Origin of the sequence: Oceanobacillus luteolus (genome assembly GCF_023715655.1) — a bacterium.
Taxonomy (GTDB): Bacteria; Bacillota; Bacilli; order Bacillales; family Amphibacillaceae; genus Oceanobacillus; species Oceanobacillus luteolus.
Genome location: NZ_JAMBON010000024.1, coordinates 20,340 through 45,682 on the forward strand (window position 1 = coordinate 20,340; position 25,343 = coordinate 45,682).

The following is a 25,343-nucleotide window of genomic DNA, read 5'->3' on the forward strand; positions in this document are numbered from 1 at the left end:
AGATATGAAAGATATACCAATCACCTTTAAAAATGTGGCTACTTTCATGATGTTTGTTGTAATGGCAGCTGGATTTACTACCCATTATATCTATAACATCAATATCTTTGAAGGTGAACCTGTAGAAGAAATCATCGAACAAAAATATAGCAAAAAAGGCTTGTATTTATATCCACGGTTTGAAATCGTTGTTTCAAACTCTGATCAACCTAGTAGGGTTACGAAAGAACAATTTGAATCAATCCAAATAGGAGATCAAATTTCTGGAATAAGGAGAGGGGAAACCTTCTTAACAATCAAAGATAATCAATTTGAAAAAAGAGTGTCCAACCCGATTTTTATATTCCTATATTTCGGTGTATTCGCATATGGTGGTGGCTTATTAAGAGAGATAAAATTTATCAAAGGTAATCAAACTCTTTTAAACCTATTAAATAGAATTTTAAGGATGCTGAAAGCCATTGTGTTAGCCACTTATATTTCAATAGGAGCGTACTTTGTAACAATGACAGCTACAAATGCTTTCAATAAATTAAATAAAATTAATCAAACAGAAGTAATTGCTACTCTATTAGACAGAGACTTGCTTGAGATTCGTACTCAAAGAGGAGCGTCGTACACCACGTACGAATTATTCCTTGGCTATCAAGATCAAGAGGGAAACGATTATGTTACTAAAAAAGCTGTAACACGACCTACGTATTACAAATATGCTTTCAAAGAAAGTATGCCACTTACTTATCGTAATAATAATATGTATGATACTTTTGTTTCAGTCGAAGGTACAGATGAAGTTTTGCCTGCCTATTTCAATCTGTATACAATTTTCATGGGGTTGTATATATTCTCGCTATTGATAATGTTTAAAGCATGGCGAAATAAGAAAAATAACAAGAAGGAACCGGAAAACATTGTTGACCAACACAGGTGAAAATAATTAATCTATTAAAATTGTATGGTCCTTGCACAATAGGGGCTTTACTTGAAGGTCGTTGAGCTGCATAGACGGCTCTTTTTCTTGTCCAACTAATGGACATGTTAGTAGAAAAAGAAAAAATGAAATATAGAAACGAAAGAGAATCCTGATTCGTATATAAATATATGACCAAATTAAATATTTGGAGGTGGATGGAGTGAGAAATACATTAAAAATTTGTATGGGGTATATTGCTGGAGTAATTATAGCAATATTTGCAATGAGTCTATGGAAAAATGAAGCTGTAGATTGGCAACTTATGGTTAGTTTAATTATCGGAGGGTTCTTAGGGGTACTTATTGTATCAGGAATAAGAATGTATATCCGAAAAGCCAAGGATGAAGCCAATGAATAGTATTTTGCTTCACTTCATTAAAACAGTAGATAAGATATCCTCCCTATAAACAAATGTAAATAAATATGTAATGCTCTTCTGGATAATTATGGTAAAGTATGAAATAGAGATGATTTATCTAGTGTGCTAGCTCAAAAAAGCTGTAGCTTTTCTTTTTCAACAAATGGAAAGGATTGCATGATGTGAAAAAACTTCTCGTGAAAGTGTTGTTTGCGATAATATTATGTTCAGGAATCCTCTTTATATTTGCGGATCTATTAAAGGAAGAGACATTTACAATTATTGAAAAAGATACAGACACGTTTATTTGGATTGAGAGCAATAAAGTATTCAACCCAAGTTACAAACGAGCATTATTGGATATAGAGAACGCTAGAATAATAAATGCAAATGGTGAGGAAATTGACTATAGAGAATTATTAATAGGTGAAAGAATTAAAGCTGAATTTCAACCAATTGCAGCGCTAAGAGACCCTCCAGGCTTAGTGGCAAGGGAGGTAAAACTATTAAATTAACGGTGCACGGAAACAAGGGGGATCTACATGTTTATAAGTCTTGCAGAATTGATTTGGACAATTCTTGCCGTACCAATTATCTTCTATGTTTGTTATAGACTGTCGACTATAAATAGGCAGTTAGAAAAAATATCTAAACATCTTAATATTCAAGAAGATGAAGTAGAGGAAGTCAGCAACGAGGAAATCGAAAAAGAATTAGAAGAAAAGTTGAAGAGATAAAACTTACATATACCAGCCTATAGAGAGTGTTAAATCAAGGAACAGCATGAGTTGTACAAAGAAAACGATTCGGTGAGAAAGGGAAAAATCTATGATGAAATTACAGATAACAACATTCGTTTTAGTTGGGGCATTTATCGGATTTTTAACCGATGGTGTAATGATTGGTGCAGGGGTAGCGGCAGTTATTTTTATTGCATATAAATTAGAGAAATTATTAGAAGAACGAGATATGAGTTAAAATCTCATCTGATAAAAATAGGGGTGAGCAATAATGGTGAAGTTAAAACATATCACTGATGAATATGTGGAAGCATTACATTCATTTGATCTTCCTGATGAACAAGCAAAGTTCACAGCATTACCAAGCAAGGTCTTAGAGGAGAAAAAAGAAGAATATCGGATTGTTATATTAGATGATAATGAGCCTGTAGGTTTCTTTATATTACATAAAACGGAACGTGTTAAGCAATATTCAGATAACCCGAATGCCATGTTGCTGACGGCATTGTCTATCAATCACGCAAAGCAGGGAAGAGGATATGCTAAACAAGCTATGCTCCAGCTAAGAGATTTTGTTGAATATGAATTTCCTTATTGTGACGAGATTGTACTAGCAGTCAATCATAGGAATACACCTGCTCAGCGGCTTTATGAAAAGGTTGGTTTTATAGATACAGGCAAGAGAAAAAACGGTCCAATAGGTGAACAGTTCATTATGAATTTATTGCTGAAATAAGTACTCATTAGCTATGAATATCGATAAACAAGGATATGATTAAAAATGGAATTAAGACTGGAATTGTTTGTTAAAAGCTTAGAAAGATCAATGGAATTTTATTGTGATGTTTTGGGATTTAACGCACCAAAAGAAATAAAATCAGATTACCTATCAATTAGAAAAGGGGATGTAGTTTTAGGATTAGGAAAGATGGAAAAATTACCTGATACTCATCCCCTTAAAGTTTCCCGTGATGATCAGCAAGTTGGTTTAGGTGTAGAAATAGTTTTAAAGGTTGAGGATGTATATGAAGTTTATAATCATGTGGTTGCCAAGGGGTATTCAATCCAGTCGGAGTTGACGAAACAATCTTGGGGAATGGTTGATTTTAGAATAGTAGATCCAGATGGATATTATTTGAGAATTACATCAAACAATTAACTTCTTTGTATGATAGGCTGCAATTCCTAAAGAATCTGGAAGTGATGATAATGAGTGTATATCTTCATAATTATTTAGAAGTATTTAAAAAGAACTTTATGTTGCTTGTTATGGCAATGGTATTATTAGCTGTAACTTTCTTTATCTGGGCTGGGATTCCATTCTTCATAATCGGCAATTTAGTGGCGAAATTGACCTCTAATTCTGTAATAACTTATTTATCCATATCATTATCAGGAGGATTTCTTTTTTCTTTGTATTTTGTTCCATTTCATTTAAAGGTTGCTGAAAATATAAGTATCGTAAAGGGCAATCATGTAGCGAAATCTTTTGTGCATCTACACACCTTATGGATGATAGGGAGTTCTCTAGTCTTTGGTATAGTGATGATTTTGATGACTGTTCTTCAACTATAATTCTCGATCACAAGAATAAGTGCTCCATCTATTCAATCGAAAAGCAATAGTTACATGCCTATTTTCATCCTGTGACAAATAGATTAATGCTTAGAAAAGAGAAAGGTAGAGAATTCTTGTAAGAGTCCTCTACCTTTCTTTATTTAACCTCGTATAACTAACTATTAAATTGGAAGGTAATAAAGGAAACATTTCAGCTTCATTTATTTCTATCCCGCCAATCTCCCGAATTTCTCTGTTCACATTTTCATGTTTACTGACTTGAAGCAGCATGAATCGTTATCGCTTTTTCCAGAAACGGTTGCATTACACCCGGAGCCATTACTTTGGTATTCGGAATCGTGTATTCACCCTCTGGAATCGTTAAGGTCACTTCATCATTTTCAATCTTGACTTTAGCACCGATAATCGCATTGTCCTCCAGCCAATTACTGACATGAAGGCTGAGCACATAACCGTCATCTGGGATTGGTGAGTTGTTTCCTCCCATTTTGACTACTGTGTCATCCACAACGGTAATTTCATAGCCATAAATATTGGTGCGAGTTGTCTCGCCGTATTCAGGTGTATACAGTATGAGCTCTGCTGCTCCACGGAAACGGTTTACGCCATCAAGGGCTTTGGTTGCCACTCGAGGCTCGTCAAGCTTCAGATTAATGGTGTCATTGGCAAGTATCTCATCAAGATTTGCCCGATGTTGGTCTGCAGTTTCTTGGTCATTATTTTGTAAAGCCATCATCATTTTCACAGCTTCCTGCCCAGATTTTCCGTGTATTTCAAGCTTTTTGAGCCAAGCAGATGTTTCGTCTAGAAAATTTTTATTATCCAAGTTCTCCTGTAATAGGGTTGGCGTATCTTCAAACTTCTTGAATTCTTCCAGCAATTGATTCGCTGCATCCCTAGGGTTGTCAGTTTCATATGCCTCCCAGAAATCGTCAATCAACGTTGATAGTATAAGGGCTCCTTTGTTGCCATTCAGATTGGAGGCATAAGAATTTTCGGAAAACAACTTTAAAGTAGATGCTGCATCACCTCCAAACGCCTTGAGGCTGCGTTCCCATGATGCTTCAGGATTGTAATCAGCGGGGTTCCATGTATAATCGGCAACCGTATAGAGTGCAATTTTTGACGCTTCTGCCTGAATCATCGGATTGGCCGTTATTCCCTGTACACCATGTTCGTTTAGATCACGATCACGATTTTCCAGCGGGCCAAGGAACAGCCGGCTTGTCATAAAATCGTTTACCGGATAGTTGTCCCAAAGCAGTAAATCATGATTAAATATGTCTGCTGCTTTCTGCGCCTGTTCTCCGGTAATTTCAGGTGATACGACAGCAGGGCCTGTCCAATCAACAATCACATTCGGATTTACCAGATCTCCGAAATGCTGTTTATAGGCCGTTTCATTAAGCCCAGAATATTCGGTTGGCACTGTAATCAGCCGTTCGGTATCTTCATGTGTTTCAATGAATTCTTCCTGGAAGCGATTCAACAAATATGCCTGAGCTGCAGCAGCCGGACTTTCTTCATCCCCAAATCGTTCCCGGTCTTCTTCACACTGCAGTTCACCTGATATATCATCATAAAAAATCGCATAAGAGCGGACGCCTATGTCGTACATGGATTGCATCTTGTCCATCAACAGCGTAAAATCCTCATTCCCCGAATAGCAAACACTCGATCCTGGAGAAAGCGCAAATACAAACTGCACATGGTTTTGTTTGCTTTTCTGGACAAGTTCCTCTAGTTGATTAAAGCGATCTTCAGGATATGGTTCACGCCACTTGGTGAGGTGGTATGGGTCGTCTTTTGGCGCATAAACATAAGTATTCATCTTGTTTTGACCATAAAATTCAATTTGGCTCAGCCTGTCTTCATGCGACCATGGTTGACCGTAGAATCCTTCAATTGTTCCTCGGAGAGGCATTTCAGGCCAATCGCGAATGCTGACTGACGGTATCCAGCTACGTCCCGGTCGCTCCAGAATGATCTGTTCAAATGTTTTGGCAGCATAAAACGTACCTGCATTATCTTTCCCGGCAAGAACGATTTGCTTTGCACCGTTGTTGCTTGTAGCCAGCACGTATCCTTCTTTCTTCAGTGCCTGGGGTCCATCAACTCCTAATTCGTTTAAAATGCCCGTGATATCAGGATTATCTGAAGGAGTCCCAATCCAAATCGTTACAGGCGTATTTGGTGTTGGTTCACCGGGGGTGCTGCGGATAATACGCTTAACGTCTATATCCTTTAAAGCTTGTTCGACTTCTCTTATTGCTGCTTCATCGGTGTCTTCACCTGCCACCAGACCGACTACCGGCGTAATTGGAAAGCCTTTACCCGTTACCTCCAAGTGTTGAGGTGTCGGTGAAATGGTGATATTATCCTTATTTTGCTTCATTGCGTGGGTTATATCATTGTTTGGCGCTAACATCAGGAGTACCGTACCGAAAAGAACCAACAACAGCTTTTTGCTCATAGATTGTATGCAAATCATAACTATCACCTATCCTTACTAAGATTTATGGGGGTTTTTCTGATTCATCCTTTTTCTTTGCCATTTACCTTCAATTTCTTCTATGGAAATGGAAACTTTGGATTTATATAGAATTAAAGTTTCTATCCCCATCCTATGAATCGTGATATTAAAGGCAAACCGTCGTTTACAAAACCGGACGGTGGTCTGAGAGGTAACTAACCATTAATGGTTAGTCACCTCATCGACTCTATCAAAAGCAGGTTAGAGTAACAGTCATTCCTAAAAAGTCGTTCTCCCTAAGGTTCACCTTCTAATTAGTAAATCTACGACGATAGGTAGGTGATCGGATGCTTCACTGTATACGACTTCTTGTTTGAAATACTTTATTGTTGGTGATGTTAAAATATAATCAATCCTCTTAGTAGATTCTCTTACTGGGAATGTATTCCCATCCTCCACGTTAGCAAAGGTATCATTTAAAACAGCCCGTTCCAGCAAAGTACGAAATTCTTTACTGTCCGGTTCCGCGTTTAAATCACCTACTAATACACTTGGCTCGTTAAATGAGGAGGTAACTTCGGCAATTTCTTCAACTTGGACTATGCGTTCCTCAGTTGTGAGACCAAGGTGGGTATTATAAAAATTAATATGGACACCTTTAATATTAATTTTTGCACGCAGTAATCCACGTTGTTCATTCCCGAAGCTTACTAAGTGAATGTTCTCGGATGCGATAATTGGGTATTTGCTTAGAATTGCGGTTCCATATTGTCGGTTGTTCCCGTATTCTTCTTCAGGCAGCAGATCAAGGTTGGCTCCATATACGTAGTGATAATCCAGGAGACTTGCCAACTTCCTTGCTTGATCTTCAAAATTGCTTCTTTCTCCAAAAAACCTATCAACTTCCTGTATGCCGATAATTTCAGCTCCAGTATTCTCAATTACGTTGCTGATACGCTGTAAATCTAGTTCCTCATCCAGTCCGACTCCATGATGTATGTTATAAGACATCACCTTTACGGGGACAGATTTATCTTTTCCTTTTGCAAAGACGCTACCTGACATCCCCAATATGAAGAGGCTGCTTATTAATACGATGAAAAGTAATTTTTTCCTCATATATCTTCTCCTCCTATCACGTTATCTCTGTGCACCAGGAAACTGCCAAATGCCAGTCGCTCTAATCAAGTCGCGATATATAACAAGTTCTTCATCTTTGGAAACATTGCCGGCCTCTTCATTGCTTTCGAAATCCATGTAAACAATATTTGAAATATCACGGTCTGTTTGTTCGTCACCTTTCTTTTCCATCATCTGATTAACTTCGTTGAAAATGGTGAGCGCTCTCTGCATATGTGTTGCACTTGAAATAATTGTTATGTCCTGGATATCTTCCTCATCAATAATTTCCATTGAAAAGAGTGCATTTTCCACAGTATCCGTTGCTCTGTCTTCCTTAAAAATACGTTCCTCTTCTATGCCGTTTTCCGTAAGCCAGTCGAACATGACATCAGCTTCTGTAATTCCTTTTTTGGGAACGCCTCCGGTAACAATTATTTTTGAATCTGGATATGTTTCAGCTGCATCTTTTGCAACTTTTAATCTCTCTAATAGGGTCTCTTCCATTTCCCCGTCCTCAGATAAAGCATAGCCAAGGACGACAAAAGCATGGTCGGTTTCAGGTAAATCAGTTGGAATTTCTGTTACCAATTCCTCTTTGGTAATTGTTTCTACCAATTCAATTTTCTCCTCATACGCTGCGGCCTTCTGCTCGTCCAGCTCTTTTAATCTATCAAATCCAGCTTGATAATCCTCTTCATTGTCTTCTACTTTTGAATAGATAGTATGCATAAGCTGGGCGTTAAAATGTTTATCATCAAATTTCAGAATTTCTTCGTATGTCTGTAATGCTTCAGGTATTTTCTTCTGTAAAATTTGAGTGGATGCGAGGGAATATTTCAAATCAGTATCATAAGGGTCGATTTCGGATGCAAGTCTGAAAGCTTGCTCCACCACATCGTAATCACCATGCAAAGTAATCCCTTTAAATATCTCTTCTTCGGCTACTTTCAGATCTCCTCCATACCAGTAATAATGCATGGCGATATCGCGAAGTGCCTGAATTCGTTCACTTGTAGGTGAGTTGTTTTTTACTTGGTTGAACAAATCTTCTATATCTTCCGCTTGTGTGACTTCATCAGTGGAATTATTGTTGGAATCACTGGTTTCCTCATCGGCGTTTTCTTCCGTGGTCAGTGTTTCTACAGTTGCATTGGAGTTTGGATCCGTATTATCATCGCAAGCGTATAATCCAACCAGCAAAAAAGTCATTATTACCAATACAATATACTGCAAATTCACTCTCATATTATCTATTACCTCCCGCTAGGTATTGTATTGATTAGAAATTAACTACAGATCCCCTGTCCCCTAAAGCGTTTCTAAAAGTTCGAGTCTGCTTGGCGTTCCTCAATTCATATAATTCGCCACTTCAAGTAAAGTGGGGGGAGCTTTGGGGTAATTCGTGTTCACCTCCTATTTTATGGAATATAATCCAAATTCTTAATTTATTTAATTATATCTCAATTCGGTAAGCTATAGTATTACAATTCTATTAAAGGTATTCAATTGAAAACATAGATTTACTTAATATTTGAATAAGTATAATGTTAGTGAAAGAGAAAATATATTTATATATTAAAATTACATATAATACTACTGATATTCACGAAAATACTAGTACATCAAAAAGAAGGGAGTAGGGAAAAATCTGAATGAAGTTGATTCGGGTTTGCATTATAGAAAATGTTTGGGAATTGCTTTTATGAACATACTTATACGTTCATATGTAATTAGAAGAAAGGAGAATGAATGAATGATAAAACCTTATTTAATGTTTAATCGGGAATGTGAGGAAGCGTTCACCTTGTATCAAAAAGCGTTTGATGGAGAAATTACTATGATTCAAAAATATAGTGAAATGCCAGCAAACCCTGATTTCATAGTGGCTGAAAATGATAAAGACCTAATTTTACATGCAGAGGTAAGGATAACTGAATCTGCTACCATTTTGGGGGCGGATATGAAGCAGGAGTCTTCAGATTCAGGGAGAGTCGCGATCAGTGTCGAATTAGATTCTAAAGAACGTGCGAAAAATGCTTGGAACATGCTTAGTAATGGAGGAAGCATTCATATGGACCTACAACCTACATTCTTTGCAAAACTTCACGGATCATTAAAGGATAAATTCGGAGTTACTTGGATGTTTACCGTTCGTTAAATAGAAAGAGGTACTGCCTTTATACTCTTAGGATAAGTGAAACAAGATCACATAGCACTATAAAATGTAGTCCAGCTTACCATTGTCCCTAAGGGGAATGGTTAATTTCCTCCTAAACAAACGGGGGCGCCAATCCAGGAAGGGCTAACGCTCTTTTAGTCGAATTTATTGTAATAAGTGTGCAAGTTTGTGGAAGAAGGGATGATATATGGATTTGTAGAACTTATTACTTAATCTTTCTTCTGAAAGGAGTGTGTAAATGAGACAAATAATTGCTCTTGGTGGTGGTGGATTTTCAATGGAACCCAATAATCCATTGTTAGATTTGTATATATTAAAACAAGCAAAGAAAGTTAATCCGCAAATTTGCTTTATCCCTACTGCAAGTGGAGATTCTGAAAATTATATATCAAGGTTTTATAACTTTTTTAATCAACAAGATTGTAAACCATCCCATTTATCCTTATTTGAACCTCCAACAAGGGATCTTGAGGGCTTTATTTTAGAAAAGGACATTGTTTACGTTGGTGGAGGAAACACTAAAAATCTTTTAGCTTTGTGGAAAGAATGGGGGTTAGACAGTATTTTAAGAAAAGCGTGGAATCAAGGCGTTATTTTAGCTGGGTTAAGTGCGGGTTCCATTTGTTGGTTTGAAGAAGGAGTTACTGACTCGTATGGAGATGGACTTGAACCAATAAAATGTTTGGGTTTCTTGAAGGGGAGTAATTGTCCGCATTACGATGGAGAAATAGATAGAAGACCTACATATCACAAACTTATCGAATCAAAAGAAATACAAGCAGGGGTCGCGGTTGATGATGGAGTTGCTATTCATTACAAGGAACAAGGAATTAGTAAAATAGTTAGCTCAAGGCCTAACGCTAAGGCGTATAGTGTTTCCTTCGAAACTGAAGTTGTTGAGGCAACACTTCAGACAGAATTTTTAGGTTCTTATTGAACTAAATGAAATGAGTTTATGGGGAAATGAAGACGTAAATCGGTAACTTATGATTAGTTTAATTATTGGAGGGTTCTTAGGTGTACTCATTGTATCTGGAATAAGAATGATAGTGTTAGAGGATTGTACATTCAACTAAAAATCCTACTCCACATTTCATAGAATTGTGGTAAAATATTCCTAAATCTAAAAGCGATGTGGAGAGTATATGTGCTTAAGCATGACAGAGAACTCCGTTAGCTGGGATGGAGGATGTAGGAGCACATGGAACCAAGCCTTGGAGCTGCACATAGGAAATTGTCTGTTTTAGATGGATGATGTGCCGGTTTCTCCCGTTAAAGAGATAGAGTATGACCTGCAATCTATTGTGCAGAAGTACTCGAAAAGGTTTTCGTGGCGACACAAAAACAAATTGAGGTGGCACCACGAACTTCTGAATTCAGGAGTCTCGTCCTCAAGTCTAATGACTTGGGGGTGGGGCTCTTTTTTAATGGCTATCAATATTGAATTTAGGAGTGGAATCCATGTTGAAACTGATGAAGTGGAGAAATCCCTTATTACTTTTATTAGGTATTGGCGTATCCAATTTAGGTGCCTGGATCTATTTGATTGCGCTTAACTTGATTATTTTGGATATGACAGGATCGGCATTAGCGGTATCTGTCCTTTATATCCTTTTACCGATTGCTGCTTTATGCACAAATTTTTGGTCAGGAAGTTTTATTGACAGGTTGAATAAAAGGAACTTAATGATTTTCTTAGACATAATCAGAGCATTGTTCATATTTTTCCTCCCGTTGATTGAATCCCTGATCCTAATTTATGTGTGGGTTTTTATCATCAATATTGCGAGTTCCATTTTTGGTCCTACATCTATGGTATATATGACGAAGCTGATAGATAAGAAAGATAGACAAAGATTTAATGCATTTCGAAATTTCATTAATTCAAGTGGCTTTATTTTGGGGCCTTCCATTGCAGGGGGTTTATTTATCATATATCTGGCAATCCAGCTAAATGCTTTAGCATTATGTATATCAGCGGTGATCATCTTTTTACTTCCCAATTTAGAATTAAAAGGGGAAGTTATTTCTCAAAAAGTTGGCATTGCCGTAATCAAAAATGATTGGAGAGAAATCCTCCGTTTTAGTAAATCAAACACGCATATAACATTGGTTTATGTTCTCTTTAGCGGAGTTACAGTTTGTATGACTGCGTTGGACTCTTTAGAAGCTGCATTTGCAACAAAAGTTCTTTTTTTATCTGAGAGTACCTATGGTTTTCTTGTAAGTGTCGCAGGAATCGGGATTATCTTTGGCTCACTATCAAATGCTTTGCTCGCTAATACGTTGAAAGTGAGAGCGCTTATTGGTTTTGGTGCAATCTTTACACCACTTGGTTATTTGATCTTTGCATTTTCGCAGGGTTTTATTACGGCATCCATAGGATTTTTTATATTAACGTTCGCCTTGTCATACGCAAATACGGGGTTCTTAACATTTTATCAAAACAACGTACATGCCGAAATTATGGGGAGATTCTCTAGTTTTTTTGGGGTGTTAGAGGCATTATTAATTATCCTATTCACAGGAATAGTTGGAGTTTTTTCTGAGTTATACGGTATTCGGTTTGTGTATATTATAGGCTCATTTGCATTCTTGGTATTAGGATTCATTGTGAATTGGGTTATATGGGATAAGTCGAAAAAAGCCTATTATTATTGAGGATACTTTCTTTCAATGGTTAATAGATAGAGCAAAAACTGGCTGGTTAAATCTAATAGATTATCCAGCCAGTTCTATAATAAAAATCTTCACACCAGCTCAGCGATTTTTTTATTATGGTTAAATAGATTAAAGATATCAAGATTATTTTCTAAAAAATAAAAAGTGGAAAAAGTGCAACGATTGTAAGATGGATTTCGAATATAGGTATGAATGAAGTAGAAAGGAGCTGAAAGGTGTTAACCGATAAGCGTTTAATTCGTTACATATTAAAAAAAGGTTCGGATCAAGCTGCGGATGAATTGATACGACGTTATTACGACGACCTGTACTTTTATCTTTATCGTCAAGTAGGTAACGGAAATGACGCTCTTGATTTAACACAGGACGTTTTTATCGCTGCTTTAAAAGGATTGAGTTCATATGATGATCGCAAATCATCCTTTAGAACATGGCTCTTCCGTATTGGAACCTATAAAGTCATTGATGCACGACGCAAGGTGAAGATGACTTGGTCAGAATTGAAAGATGAAGGGTGGATTGAAGAAAAGGATTTTAATGAAAGTTTGTATCAGAAGGAACTATTAGGGGCGATTAATCAATATGTTGCAAGCTTTCGTCCGGAGATTCAGGAAGTCTTCCGATTAAGAGTCTATGGGGAATTATCATTTCCAGAGATTGCTTCATTACTTGCTCAAAAGGAAGAGCGAATCAAAGCCCAATACTATCGGCTGATTAAAAAAATTAGAGAGGAGTTTCCTGAACATGAATAGTGAGAAAAACAATATCCCATTCACGCAGGATGAAAAAGAAAAAAGCATTGCTTTTATCTTAAAAGAAGTCAATCTTCGTCCAGTAACGTTTAGCCAGTTTCTTCGTTCTTATTTTCAAGAAGTTGGTTTCCGCTATCTATTTTGGGGAATGGGAGATATTTTATTTATCGTTGGCCTTTTATTGGTAGGAGTCGGGATACTATATTTTCCCGATCTACATCACTTACTTGAGAATGACCTTGATGATATTTATTTTACTATATTTATGGCGTCACCTCTTTGTTATGCACTCTTGTATTTTCTTGGAATGTGGAAAGAAAGACTGTTAGGAACCTTCGAATTAAAAATGACACTACGAGTTTCTTTGAAGGAACTACTCATTTTACGTATGTTGGCGTTTAGTGGGATTTCTTTAATTGTGTCTGTCGGGAGTAATCTACTGATTTGGCAATTGCTTGGTCAAGAACTTTCGTTGATGAGATTGTTCAGTCTGTCGTTTTCTTCCTTGTTCTTATTTGCGAATATTCAACTCCTTTTAGAATACAAAATACCGATGCGTTGCAGTCATTGGGTGACTCCAATGATATGGGGTGTTGTGGGAGTTCTCTTTGTTTGGAAACAAGACTGGATTGCTCAGCTTCTGATGTATCTGCCAATTTCAATTGTCACAGTGCTTACTTTTGTATTAGTAGTTTTATATTTCTATTTATTGCGTCACAACTACTTTATGAAAAAGGAAGGAACGATTACCTATGTTAGTGCTTAATCAGGTGAGTAAGAAGTTTAATTCCAATCTAATTTTGAAGGATATTTCGTTGACTTTTGAAAATGGTGTTTATGGGTTATTGTCTCCAAATGGTGCAGGAAAAACGACACTATTAAAAATGATTACAACTCTTCTATTCCCAACTTCCGGTGAAATCTTATGGAATGGACAAGCGATTACAGAACTTGGAGCGGACTATCGGGGAAAAATAGGATACTTGCCACAAGAATTTGGTTATTACGGCAATTATACTCCTACAAGATTTTTATTATATATTGCAGCATTACAGAAAATGAATAAGCAAGAAGCAAAAGAAAAGATTGATGAGCTACTAGAACTTGTTGCACTTTCCGATGTGAAAAACAAGAAAATGAAACGTTTTTCAGGAGGGATGATCCAACGGGTAGGAATTGCTCAAGCGATGTTAAATAACCCGAAGTTACTCATTTTAGATGAGCCGACAGCAGGCTTAGACCCAAAAGAACGTGTTCGTTTTCGTAATTTAATCCATCGTCTTGCTCAAGACAGGATTGTCATTTTGTCTACACATATCGTTTCGGATGTGGAGACGATTGCCAAACAAATCATTATGATTAAGAATCATCGTTTGTACTGTTGTGATACACCTTCGCAAATTACTCGATCGGTACAAGGGAAAATTTTTGAAGTTCCTGCTACTTATCAATTAACGGGGGAGCAATTGCTATTAAGTGAGACAGAAAGCGATGAAGGTCATTTACTGAGAATAGCCAGTCCATTCACCCCAAAGGAAGGACTGGAAGTACGCCCAAGTTTGGAAGATGCATTTCTGTACATTTATCGAGATGGGGTGGCTGAGGATGTTGCGAATTATCCCCTTTGAAATTCGTAAACTAGTTGAACAGCCTATGATTCTTTTGTTTTTTATTGCTTGTTTATCGTTAAATACAATCTATATTTTAACAGCGGGACTCGACCAATCCTATTTAAATTATGTTCAGGAAACAGAATTGAAAACAGGAAATTTAGTTACATCTGATTTCCGTGAAAAACTTTCCAATCAGTCTACGAGTAGAAAACAACAGCGGTTACTGACAGAAACAGCTGAACTAGAAAATATTTTTCAAGATTACTCAACAGAAGCAATGGGACAACAGATCATCGGTTTTTATAAAATTCAAGGTGCAGTTGCTGAAAGGATGAAGACAAAATACGAGAAATTAACCCCCGTTGCAAGTGAATTAGGCGAAGAGCAAGCTGCCTTGGAAGTGGGAGCAGCAGGAGAAACAATGAGCTTTTTCACCTTTATAAGAAATCGATTATTTCGTGCGATTTTAGGAGAGAGTCTAATCTTTGCTATATTACTAGGGTTGTATGGCAGTACTTCAGAGCGTTTCACGAAAACAGATATGTTAGTGATGACCTCAAAAACAGGGCGAAAAACACAAATAAGTAAATACATAGCGAGCCTTATCATCACAAGTCTTTTTTACATAATGATGGTCATATTGACGTTTGGTATTTTTAATCATCTACACCCTATTGGATCATTATGGCAAACGAGTATGTCGACACTATTTCATATAAATGTTTATATTCCTTATTTGCTGGAAGTCCCCTTTATAACTTGGCAACCAATGACATTGGTAAACTATACAATATTGTCTATTTTATTAGGAGGTTTATTGGTCATTCTCTGTCATGGGTTTAATTTTCTTGTAGGCATCTGGACAAATCATCTATTTCGCGGATTTATTGTATTCGTTGTCATTTATGTTGTCTTTCTGGGATTGGAACAATTCATTTATCAATTCGGTTGGTGGAATATGCATTCACTATTGATGTGGCATCCAATTTCCTTATGGAGAGTACAAGGCTACTGGTTTACAGAAATGGGGCCTTACTCAATCATTCCTTGGCAAGAATCGATTGCGACGATCATTAACCTATTTCTCTTAATATTAGGCGGTCTTTTAACAAGTAAGTTCTATGCCACAAAGGAGGTAAAATAGTGTTTTCTGTTGAGTTTAAAAAGTTATTTCAACCGATGTTATTTCTTGTAGCACTCTTGATAACGATTGTGTCTTACAATATAGATCTGAGTTTCATCCATACGTATTGGCCGAATGGTGATGCGATTCCTATTTATAATCACGCTTCCGATTGGCAAAATCGTTTTGGGCAAACGCTTGAGGAGGAGGAAATAGCAGAAATAGAAACGGAGTATAGTACCCTTATCAAAAAAGCAGACAAGATTGTCTCGGAGAACCCTATTGCCAAACAACTTCAACTTGGTAAATATGCGGAGTTTGAGTCATGGTATCAAGAAAATGCTTCCGGTGGGGCCATCAACGAAATGAATGAAGAAGAGTTAGAAATTGTTAAACAAAAAGATGCAATTCTGAAAGATCTATTAGAGGATACAGGTGATTCAATGGTGAGTCAAATCTTCGTCTTACAAGGCTTACTTCACTCTATGGAGCAATTTGATGCATCGGACATATTCCTCAGCAATGAATACTATACAGAAAATGAAAAAGAAAGACTTTCGGAAACATTATTTACCGAGGAAGGTTGGCGCAACATATTGCCTACTGAATTATCGCGTACCTTTGCTGGTTATTTCGAAGATATTCTTAAACTTTTTATTTTTCTATCGTCTTTATTGATTCCTGCTGTTTTTGTTAGAGATCGCTTGTTAAGAGTACAAACAATTCAATGGAGCAGTCGTCATGGACGAAAAATACTTTGGACACAGTTTGCTAGTGGCATAATTGCTAGTTTCCTATTGATTACTTGTATCGTAGGATTTTTTGGAAGTTTGCTGTATTTTACTGATTTCACACAATACTTCTCAAATGGATTGAACTCATTCTTTATCGGTAATGAAGATCCTCTATTACTATCTTTTTATCAATGGACATTTGCACAATGGATGGTGAACGTTGTCTTGTTGGTTTATTTGATTGGGATGGCTTTTAGCGGAGTTCTCTTATTCCTCTCTCAAACGAGTCAACATTATTTATCATTACTAATGAAAATCATTCCGGTGGGGTTTGTATTTATTTACATTGCTAACCTAGTGCTTAAAGATGCATTTTATCTCAAAAATGAATTGTATCAATGGACAAAAATACCGATGATTGAAATATATACAGGAATTCTTCTGCTGGTTATTTGTATCAGTTTACCGATTATTCATTGTGTTCGACAGCAAGATAAGGATTTGTTGAATTGATTGATCGTCAGGGATGTTTTTCTGTCCCTAATATTTTCTCCTCTCGAATAGGAAAGTAGCATCGGTCTCTCCCTTTAGATTTTTATCTAAGGGGAGTTTTTGTGAGATGGGCTCCATAAATCATACAGGTTTTTAAGCAAAGTGTAGATGTTATCCTAAAGATGTTTGTTGAAATTCGCATCTAATTTATATAGTGTTTGTGAAATATTGTTCTTTAGCAAAAAGGGGCAGTATAGTGAAAGAGGAAAGGATAGATTATGTTTTTTAATTAGTAAATAATATACTTATAGATTATTAGATAGCCGTCTGGTAAATTAGAAGTGTGGAAAAAAACGGAAAAAATGTAAACTCTAAAATCGTATGTAAAAAACCTTAGAGTACTCATTATTGGGATGCTAGGGGAATTGTGGGGATAAAGTTTTTAAAGACAAACTTAGGGGTGTTACAAATGAAAAAGATACTTATCTGGTTTTTAGGTGCTTTAGTAGTCCTATCCAGTTGCGCACAAATTGGGGAAGAACCAAAAGATGATAATGAGAAGGAAAATCTGCCTGTTTTAGGAAGCCAATCCTCAGAAGAAACGTACCGGATGATTACTCCCTATAAAACAGGGGCTGCAAGGGGGAGAATTACAACGCAGATATCCAATCGCGTAGATATAGATGAATTGGAAGTGGGACTAAGGCGTCATTCTATGGATGTATTCGACCCGAGTGAATTCTATTTCCAAGAGGGGCAGTATTTATCGGACGACACGATTATAAATTGGATTGCCGAACTTAATCCGGCAAGAAAGGATAATTGGAGTGAAAAAAACATAGGGAAAATCCACGGGTTTTCTCACATGTTCTAGAACAAAATTACTTAAAAAGAGTTGGTGAAAAAGAGGTTGAGTTGGCAGGAATCTCCATCGGGATTGCGTTAAAGTCCGTATATAGCTTCCAAGCACCACTACATGGTGAATCTTTTACCGAAGAGATTGATATGAATCGTATGATGAGGAAGGGATATGAGGTAGCACAAAGAGTAGTGGATGATATAAGAGAATTGGAAGGACTTTCTGACATCCCTATTATGATCGCTTTATATCGCGAGTCCGAGCCGTCTTCGCCTATACCTGGAAATTATGTAGCAAGAACAATCGTTACAGATAAAAATACAATTACGAACTGGGAAACCATTGATGAGGAATATATTCTCTTTCCTTCCGAGGAAAGCGAACATAAACATTTGGAAGAACATGAGAACGTAAAGCGCTTTGGCGATAAAATTGCACAATATTTTCCAAATTATACTGGATTGACTGGGAGCGGATTTTCTACTAATAAACAACTCCAGACTCTATCAATAGAAATTCCAATTGAGCTCTTTGGTAATTCCGAGCTTACAGGGTTTATGCAGCACGTATCCGACCTAGTATACGATATATTTGATAATTATTACGACATAGAAATAAAAGTAACCTCTAGCAATGAAACCATAGGCCATATATACCGGAAAGCCGGTGATGAATCTCTTCAAGTATATATCTATCATTAGGCAGGAATATGTTCAATCTTATAAGCATATTTATTTCGGTAGAGAGAAGTATTGAAATAACCGGAAATAATGGACAGACAGTAAATAAAAATCGTAAAGGCGCTTTAAAAAATTAAACTACTGAACTAGTGGGTGCGTTAATCTGAGATGAACTGCCCCCTGTCAAGTAGACAGTGGAAATAATAAAATTTAGTCTAAGCGGCTTTAGTTCTGTATTCAACAGGGCTAAGGCCGTTTAGTTTTTCTTGATATCTTTCATGATTATAAAAGTAAATGTATTCATCAATTGCTTTTGTGAGGTTTTCAAATGACTCATACTTATGTAAATAATATTTTTCACACTTAAGAGTTCCCCAGAAAGACTCCATTGGTCCATTATCAATACATTTTCCTACACGAGACATACTCTGTGTCATTCCAGCTTGATTCAATCTTCGTTTAAACCCGTGAGAAGTGTACTGGAATCCACGATCGCTATGAATGAGTGGATGTTCACCATCTAGTTGGCCAATTGCTTCATCAAGTGTTTGAAATACAAGTTTGTTATTATTGGAATGTCCTAAAACATAGCTAATAATTGAACCATCATGTAAATCCAAAATGGCATTTAAATAAGCCTTTCTTGAGCCATATTTGAACTCGGTAACGTCCGTTACCCATTTTTCATTCGGCTTTTCAGAAGTAAACTCACGATTCAATACATTCTCTGCAATGTGTTGAGGAATAGAGCGCTGATATTGTGGTTTCTTTCTCCGTATCACGGATTGAATCCCTGCAATATTCATTAGTCTAAAAATACGTTTATGATTATATTGATGATTAAACATTCTATTGATATTTAAGGTCATTCGACGATAGCCATAGATGCCCTCTACTTTTTTATGGAGGGTCTTCATTTCTTTTAAGATTTCTTCGTTCTCAAGCTCTCTCGTAGAAGGTTTACGTTTTAACCATTTATAATAAGCAGCACGTGAAATATCTGCGATATCGCATAGTAAAACAATACTTAGATTCTCGTTCTCATACAGTTCTTTAATTGCGACATACCTATCTTCATATCTTACTTGGTTTATTTTCGCCTCCTTTCGATCTCGTCTAACTTTTTTAGAAAAGCATTTTCTGCACGTAAACGCTCATTCTCTTTTTCGATTCGAAGAATCTCTAACTTCATTTTCTCTTCAGATGTTAATTCTTCTTTACTTTTAGAACGTCCTCGTCCATCTTTTAACGCATCCCATCCGCCAGCTTCATATTTACGTACCCATTGGTATACTTGTTGATAGGATACTTGGTGCTTTCCGGCTGTTTCTTGATAATTCTTTCCGTTAGTTAAAGCATCTTGTACAATTTCAATTCTTTCTTCCCAAGTTGTTTTTCTCCCTTTAGTCATAGTGCTCGATCTCCCTTTTCCCGTGTCTTTTAATTCACTATGACTATTATACTTTTTAATCCATCTTCCGAGTACCCCCATACTAGCTATCTCATACTTTCGTAGAACTTCATTTTGAGAATATTCCCCTGATAAGTAATCTCTTACTGCAGCTTCTTTTAATTCTTTTGAATACTGTTTCCGGATTTTTGTATCAGCTAATCCCTCCATCCCAAATAATTCAAATTTCTCATTCCACCTATACACGGTATTCTTCTGAATTTGATACTTTGAACAGATTTTTGAAAGTGAATATCCTCCACCTTTATAAGCCATGACTACTTCATATTTAAAATCAATTGAATAGTAAATATTAGACATAAAAAAACTCCCCCAATAGTAAACAGATATTTATTTTTTAATCTGTCTACTTTAAGGGGAGCATATCAAGAAGGATTATCGCTCTTTTTGTTGAAGTTAATGGTAAAATATTTTTATGAATAAACATCTGGGGGAAATCAAATGAGGACAATCTTAGAATTAATTCGGGTAATATTACTATTGAGTTTATTGGGTGCATTAGGCTGGTTCATTGTAGGCAATATTTATAGAATTAATGAAGTTACAGAGGTTTATTCTTGGTTTGGTGCAATTGCCATTTTAATACTTCTATTTGTTTTGTATCGAAATAAGCTGCAATTCTCCGGGTGGTATAAAGGAGAAGGTAGGATGAAGCTTTCAAAAATTGTCACTAGGACACTGGTGTTAAGTTCTATCTTGTTGTTTGCCATGCCATTTCTATTGGGGTTTTTCATGAGCTAACGGTATCGAGCTTTTAAAAAGAATGAAAAGCGCATGGAATCAAGGTGTGATTCCATGCGTCGTATAGAATTACTGAGCCGCGATCCAAACTTAACTTCTCACTCCTCCAAAAGCTCCGCGATACTTCGCTGCAGGATGACGCTCGCTCAGACGATCCTGGCCGAACAATCTTCCGCGTAGTGTTTCTGGTTTTGCTTCCCTCTCTTTCAGCAACCCGCGCTCTTCTAATACTGGTACGACTTTTTCGATGAATTCCGTATAAGAACTTGGGATAAAGGCGTTTATTACATTAATACCCGATACCCCGGCATCCAGCCACTCTTCCAGCCGGTCGGCAATTTGTTCTGGAGTACCGACAATTCTTGTTGATTTGCCGTGGTGGTCGGCTACATCACGTAAGGTTGGTTTTCGTCCTTCGACCGATTGTTTTATCCAGTTGAAGATGCCGCGCACACCCTCAGTTTCAATATCCTCAATCGGTGTATCCAAATCCCATTTGCCGAAGTCGATTCCCATGCCTCCGCCGATGTGGGCAATCATCATCTTGTGATCGGTAATCTCATCCAGCTCCTTTGCCTTTTTCTGCGCTTCTTCTTCGGTCTCACCAATCACAAAAGATTGTCCCTGGAAAAATTGAATATCTTCACCATTTCTTCCGTTTTCCACCGCTATTTCTCTTACTTCAGCGATAAGGCTTTTCGCAACTTTCGGACTCGGTGTGTTAATGAAAATCGCTTCCGCATGTTTTGCCGCAAATGCTTTTCCTCTTGTTGAAGCACCCGCCTGGAATAGGAGCGGTGTCCGTTGTGGGGAAGGGGAAACAAGGTGCGGACCTTCGACTTTGTAATGCTTGCTTTCATGATGAATTTTATGAACATGCGCCGGATCTGCGTAAATCCCAGTTTTCCGATCTTTTTTCAACGCCTCATCATCCCAGGAGCCTTCCCATAATTTGTACAATACATCGAGATATTCTTCCGCCGTATCATATCGTTCGTCATGTGGAAGCATCCCTTCGTAGCCGTAATTTCTAAAGCCGTTCTCCAAATACCCGGTCACAATATTCCAAGCGACACGGCCGCGGGAAAGATGGTCGAGCGTTGATATTTGTCTGGCAAAATTGTAGGGAGGTTGCTGAAAAACACCAGCTGTCACTGCTACTCCAAGCCGTTCTGTCGTTGCTGCAATGGCTGATGCCAGCGTAAACGGATCATTGCTCGGAACCTGCAGGCCATTTCGAACGTGAGCTTCCCAGCCGCCTTCATAATCACCGTACAGACCAACGACATCCGCCAGAAAAATCGTGTCAAATCCGCCGTCTTCCAATTCTTTCGCAAGTGAGGTCCAGAGGCTTAAATCATTGAAATCCCGCTGTTTTCCTCTTGGATCGCGCCACGTACCATGGACAATATGTGAAGCTGTATTCATGACAAATGCAGTAAGTGATAATGTTTTACTCATGTTATTTCTCTCCTTTTTCTTTTAAAAGTAAGCCGTTGTCGGCAATGATTCTCCGTTGATATGATAGTTTCCAATCAGCCTTGATTTGTACAGTGTCGGATTATGGGAAGCAAGGGTACGAATGTTGCGCCAATGTCTATCCAGGTTGGCAGATTGTTTTGTTGCCGATGCGCTGCCGACTTCAAAGAGTAATGATGCTGCCTCGAGCGCAAGTTTTTCTATGGCAACCTTTACTTGCGACCCGTTCAGTGCGGCCGTATGATCTGCTTCAGCATTGTTGTAGTCCGCACGAGAAGTATCGATGCTTCTTGCAGCGGTGAGCACGATGGATTCTGCTGCAAAAGCATAGCTCGATAATTCCCCGACAACCTGCTGCAACTGCGGATCTTGTTTTAAGTCTGTCGTGTTTCCGTGTGAAAAGGACCGCTTCCGCTTGCCAATCAGCTCGACCGCATCCGTAACAATCCGATTCAAAATCCCGGCAATGATCCCTTGAAGATATAAATGTGGAATCGGGGCATAGGTATTATTTTTGTCATTCGAATCAAATATTTCCTCTGCCGAAACACGCACACGATCAAAGCTTGTCGTCCCGCTGCCCGTCATTTTTTGGCCGAATCCATCCCAGTCATCGCGCACCGTCACTCCGTCTCGTTTAACCGGGACAATCACATTCACAGGGGCATCACCAAGCATCGCAGTAACTTCTGTGAAATCCGCATAATATGTTCCGGTCGTAAACGCTTTTTCCCCTTGTAAAATATATCCGTCTCCCTCTTTCACCAAATGGGTGTCGTATTTCCCGCCGCCAGCTTGGTGTTTCGAATTCTCGGTATATGCATTGCCGATGATCGCTCCTTGGCGAATTTCCTTTAAGAAATGCTCTCGATGAGGAGTTTTATTTCTCAATAGAAATTCCACGGTCATGAAATGTGCCCGGAAAATATGTGCAAGCTCCGGATCTGCCTCCGCAACCCGAATGACTGCCGTAAATAGTTCTTCGATAGAAGCTCCGGCACCACCCAACTCCTTCGGCAGTGTAATGGCGCCGAACCGGAAATCTTTTAGTATCTGCACCCCTGTCCATGGATGTTGCCTGCCACCTTTCTTATTTCTCCAATCATAATCCGCCCGAATCGCCTCAATGACCTCATCAAAAGCTTCCGAATAAATATCCAATTGCCCGGTTTTCGTTGTTAATGTTGTACTCAATCTAATCCTCTCCTCGTCATTACTGTAATTTTGAAACGCCCCATTCCGTAACTTCAGCCATATAAAAAAGGCACATTGCAATTAGGATAGAAATGTATCCTCATCACAAGTACCTTTCGTTGTCGAATCGGCAATGAAGTTGTATGGAAAGTCGATCATACTGGGAAACGCTATTGTCTATCATGGTTGATGCAATCGCCTTATTTACGGATTGCTTTTTCCTGCAATGGAAACCGTTTTTTCTCTGTCGTGTCAATTTGAGTAATTTTCCCATCATGTACGGTGATCGTTAAACTTCCGTATTCGAGCTCTTCCAACTTCGCTAAAATATGTTCAATTTTGGTGCGGTCATATTTATTCAAGCCCCAACCTCCCCATCGAAATATGATTTATAAAAAAAATTAACCCTCCAATCCTGATTGTTTTCAATAAAATAAAAACCCTCTTCTCGATATAAGAAGAGGGTGAATTCAACAAAAATAGTCGAACGGCTCTTCTTATCTTTCAGGCACACGCCTGCTGGAATTAGCACAGTTCTTGCATGAAGCAAGTCTGTTGCCGAGGCTTCAAAGGGCCAGTCCCTCCACCTCTCTGGATAAGAAAATCAAACTAATTTAATTTTTAAAATTTATAGGTAAAGAATAATCTAGTTTTTCCCTTCTGTCAAGAGGAAGATGGAAATTATTTCTAAAACGGACTTTTTCTAAAAGGGGAATCGGCATGTTTGTCGAATTATTTATTTAGGGCATTCAGGAGAAGGAGAGAAAAAGATTGCAATTATATACATTTCGATCAGAAGCAGGGAATAAAATTAGTAAGTATCATTCGATATTAGCTAGTTATTCAAAGGTGTTACGGACGGAAGAACCGACCAATATAGGATTTATACATATCGAAAAAGGTGGTGTCGTTGGGTATCACCAAGCACCCGTCCCGCAGTTATTCATCGTAGTAAATGGCGAAGGATGGGTGGAAGGGGAAGATGAACAAAGAGTATATCTAAAAAGTGGAGACGGTGTATTTTGGAACAAAGGTGAAGGTCATAGAAGCGGGAGTGAGAAGGGCTTAACAGCTTTGGTACTGCAGTCAGAAGAATTACAGGCACCTTCTTAATGGTTGCGTCCCTTGTAAGAAGAGAAAACAAGCCAGTATTTTAGGAGGAGAATATGAAAAAAGCATTACTGATTATCGATGTTCAGAATGGAATGTTTCTAGAAGGTGATGTTGTCTACAAAGGGGAAAGTTTACTGCAACATGTTAAGTATTTGATTAAGCAAGCACGTTCTACGGATGCACCAATTTTTTATATCCAGCATAATGAACCAAATGGTGAATTACAACATGGCACGAAGGCTTGGGAGATTCATTCTGATATCATGCCAGAAAATCAGGATATCATCATCCAAAAACATAATCCTGATTCTTTTCTGGACACCTCATTAGATCAAGAACTTAAAAAACGGGGGATTGAACATCTAGTAATCTCGGGAATTCAAACAGAAGTGTGCATTGATACGACTTGTAGAAGAGCATTCAGTTTGGGATATAAGGTCACGCTAGCTTCTGATACGCACAGTACATGGGATTCTGAAGACATTACTGCCCAGCAAATTATTGATCATCATAACGGTGTGCTGCGGTGGTTTGCTGATGTTCTTCCGAGTAAAGAGATTACTTTTGATAGTCTGTAAGAGTTAAAGAATACGGTTAGAAGTGATATTATTGTAAAAGACAAAAGAAAGAACAAAGGGTGGGTAAATTGAGCAATTTAGATGTTTCATATGATAGTGAGATCAAGAATAATAAAAAATGTATGGCAGCACTGATTCTAGGTATTTTTTCTATGATTACTTCTCTTTTTGGATTGGGAGTAATAGTTGGTATTATTGGATTGATTTTTGGATTATTAGGGTTAAAAGATGTTAACCAATCCAATCAAATTGGAAAAGGAAAAGCTATTGCAGGTATTATTTGTAGTTTGATTGGTATATTATTGACCGTCATGTTCTCCATTATGGTCGGCAATGCTCTTGTTAATTAAATCCGCTGAATAGATGGGTAGCATTTCAAGGAAGGAAATGCGCCCTTTTTTGTTGAAAT

Annotated in this window: 28 protein-coding genes, 1 pseudogene and 1 riboswitch; of the genes and pseudogenes, 22 read left to right on the top strand and 7 right to left on the bottom strand. The window is 37.7% G+C overall.

Going from position 1 to position 25,343, the window contains the following annotated elements:
* Window positions 1–4: 4 nt before the first annotated feature.
* The 8 genes from M3210_RS13275 (at window position 5) to M3210_RS13310 (ending at window position 3,646) form a co-directional block, all read left to right on the top strand.
* A complete protein-coding gene (locus M3210_RS13275; protein ID WP_251515261.1) occupies window positions 5–931 on the top strand; it encodes a hypothetical protein in 927 nt (308 codons plus the stop codon).
* Between the two features lie 202 nt (window positions 932–1,133).
* Window positions 1,134–1,331 carry a hypothetical protein gene (locus M3210_RS13280; protein WP_251515264.1) on the top strand — a complete coding sequence of 66 codons (198 nt, stop codon included), beginning with the start codon at window positions 1,134–1,136 and terminating at the stop codon, window positions 1,329–1,331.
* A gap of 182 nt (window positions 1,332–1,513) precedes the next feature.
* Window positions 1,514–1,846, top strand: coding sequence for a hypothetical protein (locus M3210_RS13285; protein ID WP_251515267.1), 333 nt, complete (start codon window positions 1,514–1,516; stop codon window positions 1,844–1,846).
* 27 nt (window positions 1,847–1,873) lie between these two features.
* Window positions 1,874–2,068, top strand: coding sequence for a hypothetical protein (locus M3210_RS13290; protein WP_251515270.1), 195 nt, complete (start codon window positions 1,874–1,876; stop codon window positions 2,066–2,068).
* A gap of 91 nt (window positions 2,069–2,159) precedes the next feature.
* Entirely contained in the window at window positions 2,160–2,309 is a 150-nt protein-coding gene (locus tag M3210_RS13295) for a hypothetical protein (RefSeq protein WP_251515273.1), read from the top strand.
* Window positions 2,310–2,342: 33 nt separating this feature from the next.
* The gene (locus M3210_RS13300) at window positions 2,343–2,807 is read left to right on the top strand and encodes a GNAT family N-acetyltransferase (protein WP_251515275.1); all 465 of its coding nucleotides are present in this window, start codon (window positions 2,343–2,345) and stop codon (window positions 2,805–2,807) included.
* 45 nt (window positions 2,808–2,852) lie between these two features.
* Window positions 2,853–3,230 (top strand): VOC family protein, encoded by a 378-nt coding sequence (locus tag M3210_RS13305; RefSeq protein WP_251515279.1) that lies wholly within the window; start codon window positions 2,853–2,855, stop codon window positions 3,228–3,230.
* Window positions 3,231–3,280: 50 nt separating this feature from the next.
* The gene (locus tag M3210_RS13310; RefSeq protein ID WP_251515282.1) at window positions 3,281–3,646 is read left to right on the top strand and encodes a hypothetical protein; all 366 of its coding nucleotides are present in this window, start codon (window positions 3,281–3,283) and stop codon (window positions 3,644–3,646) included.
* A gap of 253 nt (window positions 3,647–3,899) precedes the next feature.
* On the opposite strand, the gene M3210_RS13315 is transcribed toward M3210_RS13310, so the two are convergent.
* From M3210_RS13315 to M3210_RS13325, 3 genes are all read right to left on the bottom strand, one after another.
* Window positions 3,900–6,140 carry a glycoside hydrolase family 84 protein gene (locus M3210_RS13315; protein ID WP_251515285.1) on the bottom strand — a complete coding sequence of 747 codons (2,241 nt, stop codon included), beginning with the start codon at window positions 6,138–6,140 and terminating at the stop codon, window positions 3,900–3,902.
* A gap of 285 nt (window positions 6,141–6,425) precedes the next feature.
* Entirely contained in the window at window positions 6,426–7,241 is an 816-nt protein-coding gene (locus tag M3210_RS13320; RefSeq protein ID WP_251515288.1) for an endonuclease/exonuclease/phosphatase family protein, read from the bottom strand.
* 21 nt (window positions 7,242–7,262) lie between these two features.
* Window positions 7,263–8,489: an ElyC/SanA/YdcF family protein gene (locus M3210_RS13325; protein ID WP_251515291.1), complete on the bottom strand. Its 1,227-nt coding sequence runs from the start codon at window positions 8,487–8,489 to the stop codon at window positions 7,263–7,265.
* Between the two features lie 508 nt (window positions 8,490–8,997).
* On the opposite strand from M3210_RS13325, the gene M3210_RS13330 reads away from it, so the two are divergent.
* The 10 genes and pseudogenes from M3210_RS13330 to M3210_RS13375 all read left to right on the top strand — a co-directional run.
* Window positions 8,998–9,402: a VOC family protein gene (locus M3210_RS13330; protein WP_251515293.1), complete on the top strand. Its 405-nt coding sequence runs from the start codon at window positions 8,998–9,000 to the stop codon at window positions 9,400–9,402.
* Window positions 9,403–9,661: 259 nt separating this feature from the next.
* Window positions 9,662–10,360, top strand: a complete 699-nt coding sequence (locus M3210_RS13335; RefSeq protein WP_251515295.1) for a Type 1 glutamine amidotransferase-like domain-containing protein — start codon at window positions 9,662–9,664, stop codon at window positions 10,358–10,360.
* A 524-nt stretch (window positions 10,361–10,884) separates the two neighbouring features.
* Window positions 10,885–12,084 carry an MFS transporter gene (locus M3210_RS13340; protein WP_251515298.1) on the top strand — a complete coding sequence of 400 codons (1,200 nt, stop codon included), beginning with the start codon at window positions 10,885–10,887 and terminating at the stop codon, window positions 12,082–12,084.
* 236 nt (window positions 12,085–12,320) lie between these two features.
* Entirely contained in the window at window positions 12,321–12,857 is a 537-nt protein-coding gene (locus M3210_RS13345; RefSeq protein ID WP_251515301.1) for an RNA polymerase sigma factor, read from the top strand.
* The gene (locus tag M3210_RS13350) at window positions 12,850–13,623 is read left to right on the top strand and encodes a hypothetical protein (RefSeq protein WP_251515304.1); all 774 of its coding nucleotides are present in this window, start codon (window positions 12,850–12,852) and stop codon (window positions 13,621–13,623) included. Before M3210_RS13345 ends, M3210_RS13350 begins: the two co-directional genes overlap by 8 nt.
* Window positions 13,610–14,485, top strand: coding sequence for an ABC transporter ATP-binding protein (locus M3210_RS13355; protein WP_251515307.1), 876 nt, complete (start codon window positions 13,610–13,612; stop codon window positions 14,483–14,485). Before M3210_RS13350 ends, M3210_RS13355 begins: the two co-directional genes overlap by 14 nt.
* Entirely contained in the window at window positions 14,463–15,614 is a 1,152-nt protein-coding gene (locus M3210_RS13360) for a hypothetical protein (RefSeq protein WP_251515310.1), read from the top strand. Before M3210_RS13355 ends, M3210_RS13360 begins: the two co-directional genes overlap by 23 nt.
* The gene (locus M3210_RS13365) at window positions 15,614–16,840 is read left to right on the top strand and encodes a hypothetical protein (RefSeq protein ID WP_251515312.1); all 1,227 of its coding nucleotides are present in this window, start codon (window positions 15,614–15,616) and stop codon (window positions 16,838–16,840) included. Before M3210_RS13360 ends, M3210_RS13365 begins: the two co-directional genes overlap by 1 nt.
* 448 nt (window positions 16,841–17,288) lie before the next feature.
* Window positions 17,289–17,693, top strand: a complete 405-nt coding sequence (locus M3210_RS13370) for a CamS family sex pheromone protein (RefSeq protein WP_251515316.1) — start codon at window positions 17,289–17,291, stop codon at window positions 17,691–17,693.
* Between the two features lie 20 nt (window positions 17,694–17,713).
* Window positions 17,714–18,379: pseudogene (locus M3210_RS13375) on the top strand (CamS family sex pheromone protein); the annotation flags it as partial.
* A gap of 194 nt (window positions 18,380–18,573) precedes the next feature.
* On the opposite strand, the gene M3210_RS20740 reads toward M3210_RS13375, so the two are convergent.
* A protein-coding gene (locus M3210_RS20740; RefSeq protein WP_379598648.1) for an IS3 family transposase occupies window positions 18,574–20,129 on the bottom strand; the annotation gives its coding sequence in 2 pieces (ribosomal slippage) (window positions 18,574–19,496 and window positions 19,496–20,129; 1,557 coding nt in all).
* A 141-nt stretch (window positions 20,130–20,270) separates the two neighbouring features.
* Between M3210_RS20740 and M3210_RS13390 the strand changes: the two genes are divergently transcribed.
* Window positions 20,271–20,570: a hypothetical protein gene (locus M3210_RS13390; protein WP_251515347.1), complete on the top strand. Its 300-nt coding sequence runs from the start codon at window positions 20,271–20,273 to the stop codon at window positions 20,568–20,570.
* Window positions 20,571–20,660: 90 nt separating this feature from the next.
* Here the strand turns inward: M3210_RS13390 and M3210_RS13395 are convergent, their stop codons facing one another.
* The 3 genes from M3210_RS13395 to M3210_RS13405 form a co-directional block, all read right to left on the bottom strand.
* Window positions 20,661–22,031 carry an LLM class flavin-dependent oxidoreductase gene (locus M3210_RS13395; RefSeq protein WP_251515361.1) on the bottom strand — a complete coding sequence of 457 codons (1,371 nt, stop codon included), beginning with the start codon at window positions 22,029–22,031 and terminating at the stop codon, window positions 20,661–20,663.
* A gap of 21 nt (window positions 22,032–22,052) precedes the next feature.
* Complete coding sequence (locus M3210_RS13400; RefSeq protein WP_251515364.1) at window positions 22,053–23,243, bottom strand: acyl-CoA dehydrogenase family protein; 1,191 nt, start codon at window positions 23,241–23,243, stop codon at window positions 22,053–22,055.
* A 200-nt stretch (window positions 23,244–23,443) separates the two neighbouring features.
* Entirely contained in the window at window positions 23,444–23,605 is a 162-nt protein-coding gene (locus M3210_RS13405; protein ID WP_251515367.1) for a YezD family protein, read from the bottom strand.
* A 132-nt stretch (window positions 23,606–23,737) separates the two neighbouring features.
* Window positions 23,738–23,845, bottom strand: a riboswitch (SAM riboswitch).
* A 169-nt stretch (window positions 23,846–24,014) separates the two neighbouring features.
* Between M3210_RS13405 and M3210_RS13410 the strand changes: the two genes are divergently transcribed.
* Genes M3210_RS13410 through M3210_RS13420 form a run of 3 tightly spaced genes read left to right on the top strand, consistent with a single transcriptional unit; the run spans window position 24,015 to window position 25,284 of the window.
* Window positions 24,015–24,356, top strand: coding sequence for a cupin domain-containing protein (locus tag M3210_RS13410; RefSeq protein ID WP_251515370.1), 342 nt, complete (start codon window positions 24,015–24,017; stop codon window positions 24,354–24,356).
* A 53-nt stretch (window positions 24,357–24,409) separates the two neighbouring features.
* Window positions 24,410–24,934, top strand: a complete 525-nt coding sequence (locus M3210_RS13415) for a cysteine hydrolase family protein (protein ID WP_251515373.1) — start codon at window positions 24,410–24,412, stop codon at window positions 24,932–24,934.
* Window positions 24,935–24,993: 59 nt separating this feature from the next.
* Window positions 24,994–25,284 (top strand): DUF4190 domain-containing protein, encoded by a 291-nt coding sequence (locus M3210_RS13420; protein ID WP_251515376.1) that lies wholly within the window; start codon window positions 24,994–24,996, stop codon window positions 25,282–25,284.
* The last annotated feature ends 59 nt before the right edge of the window (window positions 25,285–25,343 follow it).